The following is a 13,381-nucleotide window of genomic DNA, read 5'->3' on the forward strand; positions in this document are numbered from 1 at the left end:
TCATCGCCTACGTCACAAATACCTATATTGTTGTAAGTATATTTTCATCGGGGTGGAGTTAAGAACCGAGGGCTGTATTTGAAAAAATGAAGCTAAAAGGAACTGATGGGTATGGTATCATTATCTAAGTATAACGCAAAATTGACGACTGACTTTCAACTAGCTCCGGGTATGGAGAGTCAATATTTTGACCGTAAGTCCGCAGGAATTGCTCTCGCTAAACTGGCGGAGGCTATTGTGGCATTTGCCAATGCAGATGGTGGCACAATTGCCATTGGAATAAAAGACAAACAGTTTGAGGGTATCAATTCCCAGGGGAATACCCGCATCAATGATTTTATCCAATGCGGCTTTGATAAATGCCGGCCATCCGTAAAATCTACATATGAATTTGCTGACGTTACCAAGCCCAATGGCAAGGCTGATCAAATTCTTTTTCTGCATATCGAAGCGGATAAGGAACGGGTTCATGAGACGGAAAGCGGCGAAGTGTTTCTGCGTGTAGGTGATGAAAGCAAAAGGCTGAATTACGAGCAAAGGCTTAGTCTAGAATATGATAAAGGAAGCCGGCTGTATGAGGATGAAATCATTGCTGATTGCCGCATGGATGACCTTGATGTAGAAGCACTGACTGAGTTTGGTAAAGCGGTTGAATTTGCGGGTCAAGAGTGGGAGCAATTATTATATGCCAGGGGCTTTGCCCGGCGAAGTGACAGTGGACCCCGTATTACCGCGGCCGGTGTATTGTTATTTGCGCAAAATCCGACCGTCTTCTTGCCCAGTGCACGTATTCGGTTTATTCGTTATGAAGGCAGTCATGCCGAAGTTGGAACGGCCATGGATGTGATCAAGCAGGAATATATCGAAGGGCCGCTTACCAAATTATTAAACCGAGCAAAGGATATTGTTGGGGCACAGTTGCGAACATTTACGGCTTTGAATCCGTTGGATGGGAAATTTATTTCTATATCGGAATACCCTCCCTTCGCTTGGCAGGAAGGCGTTGTCAATGCTGTGACGCATCGTGCTTACAATATTCATGGTGAAGATATTCGTATTGTAATGTTTGATGATCGGTTGGAGATTTTAAGTCCGGGGAAATTTCCTAATGTGGTTAATAAAAATAATATACGCGAAGTCCGCTATTCCCGGAATCCGCGCATTGCCCGAGCTTTAACTGAAATGGGCTGGGTAAGGGAGCTTAATGAGGGTGTTAAGCGTATTTATAAGGAAATGAACCAGTATTTTTTGGATGAACCGGTTTATGATGAACCAAACCAGTCGGTATTGCTGGTGCTGAAGAATAATATTGTGACTAGACGTAAGCGACGGACGGAACGCATCAATGCGCTAATTAGCGCCGAATGGTCAAGTTTATCAGCCGATGAAAAACGGGCTCTGGAGATGGCTTATAGTAAAGACCGAATGACAACACGCGATTTGGCGGAACTGCTTGATCGAAGTGCGCCTTATGCACGAAAGATATTGACAGGCTTAGAACAGCGCAGCTTGTTGCAGAAAACGGCGTCAGCAAGTACCGATCCGCAACAATATTACTCACTAGTTGAAATGGCAACTTCAAAATAACCGGGAGCTTGAAATGAGAAACTATTAGCTTGAAACGGAATTTCTTGGTTTATAGCGTAGAAAACTGAATTTATTTAGGTTCTTACGTATTGAACGCTTAGAAAACTGTGTAAGCTTGAAACGAAAGTATATTAGCTTGAAACGAAAGTTGATATTAGCTAACTGACCATGGAGGAAAAATCAACCCCCGGCTAGGCCGAGGGTTGATTTTTATTTGTTAAAGGCCGAATGAAGGAAAAGAACGATACTCGATGAATTGTCAAATTATATATAAATTCCCATAATTATGAGACTATTGATGAAAACAGGTTATGGACATTGACACAGCGGCATAGGGGGTAAATATGAGAATAGTAACGTTAAATAAGTATATGCGCGAAGAAATTGATGAATTTATTAATGAAAATCAATGTATTGAAGTAATAGAACGTCCTAGTGGAATTTATAATATGCTTGAATGGCTAATGCCTTCGGCAATTGTAGTATATTTAACGAAACCGTTTTTTGAGGCGTTTTTTACAGAAGCGGGCAAAGATGCTTATGACTTGTTCAAGAGCTCATTAAAAAAGTTTGTTAGGAAGATTAAATTAAAGAATGAGTTTTGTTATTGTGTGACGACCAATAAGCAGACAGAAACGAGAAAGTTAGACTTTTATTATAAATTGGGTAATGTGCGCTTAAAATTTCTACTATATAATTCGCTGGATGCTGATGTACAGGTAGTAGCAGTCGAAAAAATTATAGAATTTATTAAGCCTGACTGTGAGCAAGATTTAATCATTAAAATTGAAAAATTTCAGAAACAAAATAGATTTTCCCAACATGAGATTTTTCTTGAGTATCATCCTGAAAGGGAACAGTGGGAGTTTATAGATGTTTTTGAAAGAATTATGGAACAACAGCGCAAAGCCAGGTCTGTTAATAGCTAATACCCCAATTTATAGGTAATTAGCATGCTATAATGGCATGATTTCTGGGCAATTGTTTTATTAGCGATGATTGAGAATATCAGCCAAAGAAAGGTATGATCGCCAATTTGTTCGTGATCTTTCCTTTCATTTACGTGATTTGGTGATCGGATATATTTCTTCCTAATGTGACGTCTAGGGAGTGTGAATATGAGCTTTGAAACAGGAGGACGAGCAGACAAGCTTGGTAATCGGTACGAAGGGCGATGGGTGGCTAAGCAATTATTGCGGCTATTGACTGAAGAAATAGTATCTATAACTATTGAGGCAATCGGTGACGACGAATATGGAGTAGACTTGTGGATTGTTCAGAAGGACGGGGCGCGACAGGCTCAACAATGCAAGAGTAGAAATAAAAGTAAGGAAGCTTGGTCGATTAGCGACTTTAAGACAAGAGATATTTTAAACAAGTTTCGCTATCAGCTAGATAGGAGCTCGCAGATCGAATTTAAATTTGTAAGTGGAGTTCCTTTTTCGAATTTAGCTGATATTTGCGATAGTGCGCGAAACTCCAATCAAGATCCGGAGAATTTTTACATGCATCAAATCGTAGGTGCGTCTCGAGAGAATATCTTTCGTCAATTTTGTGAAGGTATGGGGCTTCACCACACTGTCAGTGATGATCGAAACAAGGCATTTGATTATTTGCGCCGCTTACTAGTAGATTGCTATTCGGATGATGAAACCGCATGGATTGACCTAAAAGCTCAAGCAGGTTTTCTTATTACGGGGGCCCCAGAAACAATAATATCGACACTTCTCAGCTATGCAGAAAACTCGGATAGTCTCGGTAAGCCGATCTATGCAGACGAGTTATGGGCATATCTTAAAGAACAAGAGATGTTTCCGAGAAAACTCGCATACGATCAACGCATCATGCCCTGCATCGAACGTTTGCAGGAAGAATTTAAGAACTCTATCCAGCCAGGTCTTGTTGCTGGTGTGCTTATCCCCCGTGAAGAAGCAACTGAGTGCGTGCAGTTGTTACAAAACGAGAAAGGCCTTATTATCCTTCACGGTCCCGCTGGTTTAGGAAAAAGTGGAGTTCTGTTTGAAGTGGTTAACAAATTACACACGAATGGAACTCCTTATTTGCCACTAAGGCTTGATCGCCGTATTCCAGAAAAAAACGCAGCACAGTATGGTATTGATGTCGGACTACCCGATTCCCCAGTGAATTGCCTTATTGCAGTAGCAGGTAGTCGCCCTTGTGTTCTTATTTTAGATCAATTAGACGCAATCCGGTGGACTAGTGTACATTCTGCAAACTCCTTAGATGTGTGCCGTGAAATCATTAATCAAGTACTTGCTTTTCGACGTGAGGGCAAAAAGATTAGTGTTGTAGTAGCTTGCCGTACTTTCGACTTGAAGCATGATCCTGAAATTAAACAATGGGTTGAAAACAAAAGCGTCTATGAAAAATGGGAACAAATTGAAGTTCGCCCGTTATCACCAATTGCTGTGCAACAAATAGCTGGGGAACAATATACAACTTTGACAGGTCGCCAGACAAGTATATTGGCTAGTCCCCAAAACTTAGCAATGTGGGTGCATCTTCAACAAGAAGGTCGGCTTGTAGCCTTTAAATCCAACATTGAATTAATGAAAATGTTCTGGGATTCAAAAAGAACAGCGTTAGCTGGAGTAGCTAACATCGATGATATCAATGGAGTCATCGATACTTTAACCCTGTGGATGGAAACAAATGGAAAAATTTCGGCTCCTGTTTTGATTTTATCTCGTTACTCCCCTCATACCCTTTATGCAATTAAATCTCATGGCATAATTCAGGAACAGAATAGAATTATTAGTTTTTGCCATCAGAGTTATTTAGATTATCTTATTGCTGAAAAACTAATATTAGAAATTTTTGCTGGCGGGAGCATCCTGCAATGGTTAGGGGCGGAAGAAAAGCAAACTTTATTTCGCAGAGAACAATTTAGGCAGGCATTATCTTGGTTGGCAGATGAAGCGCCAGAATACTTTAGCGATGTAGTACAGGCAGTGTTATCTTCGCGAGATATTCGATTTCATATGAAGCATCTAGTTCTGGAGGTCATTGGGCAATTCGATGATATAGTGGAAAATAGTCAGCTTGTCGAATACATGTTGGAATTGTATAAAGACGGCTATTGGCATAAACATATACTTACGACCACTTTTTCTGGTAGTAAAGCATGGGTTCTATTACTAATTGAAAAGAATGAAATTGCTGCTGCCTTATGTTCCGCAGAAATAGATAAAAGTCAAGAAGCATTGAATTTATTAAGTTCAGTTTTATACAAGATACCTGATCAAGTTGTATCGATTTTAGTACCTTGGAGTGACGTAAATGAAGATTGGTCAAAACGGGTTTTAGATACAATTGGTTGGGAGGTGGACAAAGATTCTGATGCAATATTTGAAATGCGGCTTAAATTGGCACAAAAGGGAATTTTAGCGGATTTTATAGGCTGGAAAGAACTATGTGAAAAATATGCAATCCGAGCATTTCGCCTTTTTTCAATTGTTTTATCGTTATTGTCGAATAGTTCTGATACGCGCGATTCTTCTCATCAGCGTAGCAGGATAGAACAGTTTTACGATCATGAAATTGAAGCATTGCGAGGGGCGGCAAAAATATGTCCAGTGGAGGCATGGGATTTATTAATGCCGATAGTACAATGTCTTACTTCACAGTTGCCGGAGGCAGAATATGACCCGAGTGTCTTGCGTTGGCAAAAAGATAGTTTAAATGGTGAGCAGAGAAATTTAGAACGGGTAGCAGTTGATTCCCTTATTATTGCTGGACAAGTAATTGCTAAGAATACTCCTCTCTTATTGCTTGAACGGACACAGAGCATAGAAGAAAGTACGCCTTCGATCTTACAAAATATATTAATAGAAATATATTCCTGTCTCCCATCCCAATACGCAAATGATGGTATTGGATGGTTAGTAAAGGATCTTAAAAGATTTAGGTTAGGGAATGGTTATAACGAGCCGGAATGGATGTCAGCTTTTCGTTTAATTGAAGCGCTATCGGCATATTGCTCTCAAGAATTGTTCGAGCAGTTGGAAAACAAGTTAGTCCATTATCATGATCCAGATGAATTGTTTTTGGCTAAATACCATCTTGACATTTGGCAGAAATATGGAGGGTGGTTTGATTACTGGGGACGTACTCAATATTTTCTTTTACCAGCTTTGTGTAAAGAACGCTGTAAGAAATCGACACTCGAACTTGTTAAAGTACTCAAACGAAAATTTAAAGATTATTCTACAGAGCGCTTTTTACGGTCAGGCAAGATAAAAGGCGGCTGGGTAGGATCATCGTTAAATAAAGATTTGGGCCGTATTAGAGATATTTCATGGTTAAAAATTGTTAAGAATAAAACGATACCAATAGAAGGTATGGTAAATTGGAAGCAATATTTTGATGATCATATCATTGAAACTTCTGTTTCGCAATTTGCACGTAGCCTTCAATATATAGCGGAGGCTTATCCTGAAAGATTTGGCCAGTTAGCACTTCGATTCCCAATAGATACGGACTACCGATATATCGCAGCAATTATTTCGTCATTAGCATTAACGAAGCCTAATGATCGTGTATTGAGGGAAGAAAAAATAGAGTGGGAGTCGGCTTCGATTAGTACTATTACTCAGGTTTTACAGAGGTTTAAGCATTATATTTATAACGAGATAGCCCTTGAATTTTGTAGATTAGTAGAAGCTCGTGCAGAAGAGATCTGGCCAGATTTCGTGTTAGATGCGGTTGCCTATTTAGCTACACATGATCTTGAATCAGATCGGGGCTATAAAAAACGGGATACTGCTCATGATTTATTGACAGCTACTTTAAATTGTGTCCGCGGTGTTGCTTGCAATGCAATTGCAGATTTACTATGGAAGCACAGCGACTTATTCTCCCGGTTTAGATCAACCATTCAGTTAAATATAAATGAAAAAGACCCGGTTGTTCTCATCGCAACAACGGGGATCTTAAATCCAATATTAAATATTGATAAACCTCAAGCTGTGGCTTGGTTTACTACTGCCGCTTTACGGGATACCCGTGTGTCGGCATCCCATTACGGTAGTCACTTTATTGGGTATACGATTAAGGAATTTCCCGATGATTTAATGCCGGTAATCCAAAAGATGATAAACGATCACAATCAGGAAAGTGCAACATTAGGTGCGCATATGGTGAGCAGCTTCAATTTGTTTTACGGTTTTTTTGCCGAGGAAGTAAATCATTGTATGGCGGGATCAGCCAGTCAAAGAGCCGGTATTGCAAAAACTGCAACAGCCAATATTGAGGAACCCAAATATGCAGAAACATGCCGAGGGTATATTGCAGTGTTAATGAATGATCCTGACAAGGAAGTACGTTCAATTGTAAATCGAATGTTTAAAGTTGAAATACTTGATATTTCAGAAAACGTTATATTTATGGAGAGCTATGTAAATTCCGAGGCTTTTGCAGATGGAGCATATGGATTATTTCGTTGTTTAGAGCACTATAAGGAATCGCTTATTCCCTTTTCTAACATTATTTTAAATGCTTGCAGAGCAATAGTAGCAAACTATAGTAGTGCATCTGAAGAAAGTCTACCGAGAGTTGGCCGGTCGATACATGGTTTGTCTCCATTGCTGCTGCGCTTATACGAGCAAGCGCAAGAACGTAATCCGGAAATCGCCAATCTATGTTTAAATGTCTGGGACGTGCTTTATGAAAATCGTATAGGTGACATTAGGGATATGACTAATAGGATTGGACGATAGCAGTGAAAACTCAAAAGGTGTTGTTTGTAGGTGGGGGAGTTAGGTTTTCAATAGAGATAGTTATTTGGAGGCAAACCTTATGATGCAAGTGGCGGCTGCACTTACTCAAAGAGATGGTAAAATATTAACTGCACGACTCCCTATAGGTGAAGCTTATGGTCAAACTAAGAAATCAGAAGGGAGCATATAATGAATCAACTGGACTACTTAAAAAAGTTCCCACCGATTGATTATTTTTCTTCCAATCGAACAGTATTTGCTGCTTTTGTAAATTGCCTAGATTCGAAAGACACCTGTGATCTGCTAATGGAAATATTCCAAGATCATGTTAAGAGAAGAATTGTATTAAGAAAGATTTGCCAAGATATTTCAATAGACTTAAAACCACACCATGAACGATTACTATCGATATTAGAAAGTCAAAGTGAATCCATGCCTTATCAAGAAAAGGTTAAACGAGCTTCAGCTTTATTATATATATTTGATGTTCTCCCAAAGGGACATAAGGAAAGGTTAGTTGAGCATTATATTTTCTATAAAAGTGCATCAATTAGAGAAAAAGTCTATCAAAAGCTTTCTAAAGAATGGGATAACAGGTATATATCACTAATCGAGCAGACTTGGAATAAATGGTATGATAATCGGTGTGCAATGTTAATTATTACCAATTTCAAAATCGAGCAAGTATTGGAACGAATTGATGAGCTGTTGCAGGTTTTAGACGATTTTCAATATCAGAAATTATTTAAGCGCATCGCGCTAGAAGCTCCTGAAAGATTAGAAGAGATGAAGCAATATGATGAAATTGCCTTTGTTTATGCGATGACAAAAATAGGCAGAAGTATTTCAGAAGAAGAAGCTTGGTTGATTTTCAAAAAAAGTATTGGAGATAGTCAAAGAAGAGACTTATTAATATGGTGTTATGGACAGATGCGATTATGGGCGGTTCTACTAAATATCCACGCTCAGTATGAGACATTGGTGATGCAAGAGTTCAAAATACAAGATAACGGTCAAAATGATGATAATTTTTATGTATCTTAAATATTGAAAAATTTTTATTGATATAATACTTAAATCGAAAAACGCCCCCCTTATTTTATTAAACTAATACTTCCTATAAACATAGAGGATATTTAGTTATGAGCTTGAAGGAGTTGTATTTTATATGATAGTGGTCTGGGACATACTAGCGGAAGTGTTAAAATTGATAGAAAAAGAAGAAAGAAAATGGCTTAGTAAAGGGAATTTGATTTATGCCAGGGTAATATCTCTAGGAACTATGGCTGTTCCGATATATATATTATTCATTGTAAGCCATGTGGTAATGAATAGTGGGGGAATAGCAGCGCTCTTTGTTCCTCCACTTTTAATTCCTATATTAGTAAATATTAGAAAGCATGATTTTGCATTCTCAACAGCAATACTAAATCTTGTAAATACCATTTGGTTTGCATGGAGACATATAAGTATAATAGAAATCTTTTGCTATTTTATCTATATTGGTTTCAACATTTATCTAACCGGATTAGTTATTGAAAACTATTTTGGTTCAATGATAATTAACTTAGATGTCAATAATTTGTTTTTATTATCAATTATCGCTTTAGCGCATTCAATTGTTTATTTCGTAATTAGGTTAGCGCTTTTAAGTGAAGATAATCAATTGGCATCCTTAAGTAAAGCAAAATGGGAATTCCGTCTATGGAGTGGAGCATTAGTTATAACAATTGTTTATACTGCTTTAAATTTGAGTCACACAATTAATCCTATGGATTATCTTTATTATTTTTTTACGGTATTAGTTTCTGCTGTTCAGGCTATAGAGGGTTATCGGAAATTAAAACGGATTTTTACGGAATTAAAAATTGATAATGAGATATTGATAAGTTTTATAAAAACTGAAAAGTTAAATATTGTATTTTGTGGTGAAGAAAAAGAAACTTACATTATTAATGGAAAGAAGAAGGACTTGAAAGTTGGTATATAGTTGTTGGTTCGTGAATTATTAGTTATATCCCATCCGCACGGGGATTATTTGAGTGATATCATAGATGTGAATGACAAATTAGGCCTCTTTCTGTTCGTTTATGGATATGGCGATATCATTAGATTGCTATTGATAGAATTGATTTTCGACAGCGGGGTAAAGCTGCTGCACAGAAATTCATCGACCTTGAAAAGAACGTTGCAATGGGAAATATAATGCTAGCCTTGATAGAGTTGCCGCAGGTAAGCCGGAGTTCGAAGTGGTGACTAAACATTTTTTAGAATACGAAGATGGCATAGATTTAAATGATATTAGCAGACTTACATATATTAAATACAGAGGGAAAAAGATACTCTTTGCGGGGGGGGGGGTTAACGGCGGCGGGGGTATCTAAAATACTTGCCTCTAAAAGAGTACAAGAGTTTAAAGACTTTGTTAAAAGTACAACGATTTTAAAGGTACCACATCATGGAAGAGAAAATGCCTGCTCACAAGATATGTCTGACGCTTTTGGCAGCTCTCCGGTGCTTTCTGTAGTTTCCGACGAAGTATTGAACGAGAAAAATGAAGGGATATCAAACACACCGTGGTATACTGCTCGGACAAATGACGAGAAGATAAAAATAAATAATAATTTGGTGAGCCGAAAAGTTTTGACTACTCGTAGTGACAAAGATATTTTCCTCAAAATATCGCCGACAGGAAAAATATCTGTTAACACCAACTATTTTGCTAATGTCTTAGCAGAGATTGCAAAAGTGAAATGAGTGCGGTACGAATAGGAAAAATTAAGGCAGAATTAGAATGGCATTTAAGAGATTTGATCTCGCTTATCTCCAGCATATTGCTGCAAAACACGCACTAATAAAGACAGGCGCAAAGAATTTGGTAAAGGGTAATGCGCCGATGGCGATAGCCACTACTAGGAGGAGGTTGCCGAAATGAACATCCCTTCAAAACAAACAGTGGAGGATATCTCCCCGGGGCAAGTACAGTTGCACATTGCTGTTGGGGATAACGAGTTTGCTGCAAAACTACAGAGTCAGATTCAAGTAATAATAGCCGATCTTGTCAAAGATGATATTTTCTGCCCTCCCTTAAGGCTAATTGAGGTAGTCTCAAATTTTGAAGAGGAAGTATTTCGTTGGCAGAGAGAACTAGGTAAACCAGAAAATATATCTAGCGGTCATGGTGGAGAGGTTTCGGGTAAGGTGTTGAAGTGGGGAAGTGGTGACTATGAGACTACCTATGCCGTTATAATCTTGCCTGATTGGGTCGGTAACGGATTAGTGCTAGGACATCCTATAGCTAAAGGCATTCTAGTTCATGAATGCGCTCACGTATATGATGATTATTACTTTGAACGTGAATGTGGCTGTTTACGAATCCCCACAATAAAAGATTGGGATGGTATCAAACAGTATATAAGCGTAACTCTTAGAGGTGAGTTTTTCGCCGAGGCGCTAGCTGCAAAATACTTTGAGAGTGAGCAGCTTGATGAGCGACTGTCCTATGGCGAAGAAGTATTAAGAATTTGTACCAATTCTATTAAAGATGAAATTAAAAGCTATAGGAAGCATGGTGATATAGCTAAGCTTTGGTTAATTTCTACTGAACGAATGTCAACATTATTTAATCAACTCGGTAGAACACTCGGTTTTATGTATGCGATGGACGATGGGAGGCATAACCGTGAATTCACTGATCGAGTAAGTCAAATATCAAATGAGTGGGGGACACTTATCGATCAGTTATTGGAAGAGATACAAAAGTCCATTCATAGAGAAACGCCATATTCCCTTGATGCCTTCGACGATATTAAAAAGATTATAGAGCAGGGATTTCAGATAGCAGGTATATATCCAAGATACACTAGCGATGGAGAACTTTATATTGACGTTCCGTAAAAAGTTCCAATGCTTTTGCGAAGATTGTAAGGAACGCAATAATATGAACAAAAGGTCGATATAAAAAAATCACCACAATTAATGTGGTGGTAAATAACAGACCTGGAGGAATGTGCTTTGTTAGAGGACACTTGCAAGGTAGAACGGATGAGTTATACTAGCTAAGCGCTCAGTGAAACGCTCAAAAAGTAGAGCATATGGCCTTAACTTAGCTTTATTCAAGCATTGTTGTATTACAGCAACAGTACAACAATGCCGTGAAAATGGTTCGTGGCGGTCTGTGATGAAAATCTAGCAATATCAAGTATTCATGACATTTTAAAAACGAAAAATTGAGCCCGAAATTGACTACGAATCAAAAGGTCGCAGGTTCGAATCCTGCCGGGGTCGCCATTTAGGTATCAAAAGCTTTACGAGGATTTCGTAAAGCTTTTTTTGTCGTTTGTAGCAGAAGAAGCCTTTACTGTAAAAACAGCAGGTCTACAGGATATCCCGCGGCCAGAAAAGAGTCCGATCATGAGGCACCACTTCATTAAGAATGTACACAAAGCAATTCACCATCTTTATATCCGGCTGTGATCCACAATGAAATGATTGACAAGATGTTGCAGCACATTGTATTCTATAATAATAATTTCATGGGGGGATCGATATGCCATTACCTATACATTTAAAATTTGTGAATAGAGTGATAGCTGTCCTTAAAGACGATGCGAGGATTTTGGGAATTGCAGCAGGTGGATCCTGGATTGCAGATTCAATGGATGCATTTTCCGATATTGATTTAGTGATCGTTATTGACTCCAACCATGAAGGGGAAATCTCGAATGATCGGCTGGTCATTGCTGAGAAGTTTGGAAGCTTATTGTCCGGATTTACTGGTGAGCATGTGGGAGAACCACGTTTGATTATTTGTTTGTATGGGGAGCCGCTGCTTCATGTTGATTTAAAATTTGTAGCATTGAGTGACTTTGCGCACCGGGTAGAAGAGCCAGTTATTCTTTGGGAAAGAGGAGCGGCATTGTCTAAAAAAATGGAGGAAGAAGATTCTTGCTACCCTCGGCCAAGCTTGCAGTGGATTGAAGACAGATTTTGGGTGTGGATACATTATGCCGGAACCAAACTTGGGCGAGGAGAAATTTTTGAGGCTATTGAAATGCTTTCTTTTCTTAGAGTGACAGTCCTTGGACCACTTGCTTTAATGAAAAATGGATGTCTTCCTAGAGGAATGCGATATATTGAACGGGATGCTGCAGAGCAGATGCCATTATTTATAGAGACACTTTCAACTCATGATGCAGCAGGGTGTGCAACTGCTTGTAAACACGCTATTACGTTGTATCAGCAACTCAGGAATTATCATAGCACTCCTGATTTAATTAGGCGTAAAGAGGCGGAAGAACAATCTATTAGCTTTTTGAACGCTATTATAAGTACGATTTAAAATTGCTAGGAACATAAGAAAAATCGGTATTAGGAAATCGATCTTACTTAGTGTTGTCAATTGTGTATTAATGCATAGTGCGATTAATATTGTCCATCATAGTTAGGCTCTGTCCCTTTTTTGATGATGGAAAAATATGCTATATTAACCGTAACAAGTTGTTGAGGAGCGGTTAGCCATTCCCTTGCAGAAAGGGGGTGGTATGATGATTTCAATGTTTGAGGCAATGTATCTAATGATTGCATTTGCAACACTCGTTGTTTTGATTATAAAAAAGAAATAACCGCCCCTAGCTTGAAGTGCCCCCTGTCAAGTAGACAGAGCAAAAAAGAAAAGTTTAAGCAGTCTTGGTTCGAAACTCCATCGGACTAAGGCTGTTTAATTTTTTTTGCAGACGTTCATAGTTATAAAAATAGATATATTGCTCAATCGCATTTTTTAAATCCTCAAATGTATGATATTTATGGAGATAATATTTCTCGCATTTCAATGTGCCCCAAAAGCCTTCCATTGGTCCATTATCAATGCATTTGCCGACTCGGGACATACTTTGAGTCAGCCCGTTCGAAGTAATCCGCTTTTTAAAACGTAGCGAGGTATATTGAAAGCCACGATCGCTGTGCAGCAAAGGGGTAGCCCCAGGGGTCGCTTTCAAAGCCAATTCTAGTGTTCTAAAAACGAGAGGATTATTATTGGAATGTCCTACTACATAAGA

10 protein-coding genes are annotated in these 13,381 nt (G+C 38.6%); 8 read left to right on the top strand and 2 right to left on the bottom strand.

Going from position 1 to position 13,381, the window contains the following annotated elements:
• Positions 1-111: 111 nt before the first annotated feature.
• From EV210_RS06430 to EV210_RS06465, 8 genes are all read left to right on the top strand, one after another.
• Positions 112-1,587, top strand: coding sequence for an ATP-binding protein (locus tag EV210_RS06430; RefSeq protein ID WP_165898816.1), 1,476 nt, complete (start codon positions 112-114; stop codon positions 1,585-1,587).
• A gap of 344 nt (positions 1,588-1,931) precedes the next feature.
• Positions 1,932-2,516, top strand: a complete 585-nt coding sequence (locus EV210_RS06435) for a hypothetical protein (protein WP_132077302.1) — start codon at positions 1,932-1,934, stop codon at positions 2,514-2,516.
• Positions 2,517-2,705: 189 nt separating this feature from the next.
• Entirely contained in the window at positions 2,706-7,325 is a 4,620-nt protein-coding gene (locus tag EV210_RS06440) for an AAA family ATPase (protein ID WP_132077305.1), read from the top strand.
• A gap of 189 nt (positions 7,326-7,514) precedes the next feature.
• The gene (locus EV210_RS06445; protein WP_132077308.1) at positions 7,515-8,369 is read left to right on the top strand and encodes a hypothetical protein; all 855 of its coding nucleotides are present in this window, start codon (positions 7,515-7,517) and stop codon (positions 8,367-8,369) included.
• A gap of 124 nt (positions 8,370-8,493) precedes the next feature.
• Positions 8,494-9,315, top strand: a complete 822-nt coding sequence (locus EV210_RS06450; RefSeq protein ID WP_132077319.1) for a hypothetical protein — start codon at positions 8,494-8,496, stop codon at positions 9,313-9,315.
• Positions 9,316-9,620: 305 nt separating this feature from the next.
• A complete protein-coding gene (locus EV210_RS06455) occupies positions 9,621-10,082 on the top strand; it encodes a hypothetical protein (protein WP_132077322.1) in 462 nt (153 codons plus the stop codon).
• Between the two features lie 174 nt (positions 10,083-10,256).
• The gene (locus EV210_RS06460; RefSeq protein ID WP_132077325.1) at positions 10,257-11,222 is read left to right on the top strand and encodes a hypothetical protein; all 966 of its coding nucleotides are present in this window, start codon (positions 10,257-10,259) and stop codon (positions 11,220-11,222) included.
• A gap of 652 nt (positions 11,223-11,874) precedes the next feature.
• Positions 11,875-12,666 carry an aminoglycoside 6-adenylyltransferase gene (locus EV210_RS06465; RefSeq protein WP_132077328.1) on the top strand — a complete coding sequence of 264 codons (792 nt, stop codon included), beginning with the start codon at positions 11,875-11,877 and terminating at the stop codon, positions 12,664-12,666.
• An 83-nt stretch (positions 12,667-12,749) separates the two neighbouring features.
• Here the strand turns inward: EV210_RS06465 and EV210_RS22550 are convergent, their stop codons facing one another.
• Together EV210_RS22550 and EV210_RS06470 are read right to left on the bottom strand one after the other, a co-directional pair.
• Entirely contained in the window at positions 12,750-12,911 is a 162-nt protein-coding gene (locus tag EV210_RS22550; protein WP_165898788.1) for a hypothetical protein, read from the bottom strand.
• Positions 12,912-13,003: 92 nt separating this feature from the next.
• The coding region (locus EV210_RS06470; protein WP_165898817.1) for an IS3 family transposase at positions 13,004-13,381 on the bottom strand (378 nt) is incomplete at its 5' end.

Origin of the sequence: Anaerospora hongkongensis (assembly GCF_004339805.1) — a bacterium.
Lineage (GTDB): Bacteria > Bacillota > Negativicutes > Sporomusales > DSM-15969 > Anaerospora > Anaerospora hongkongensis.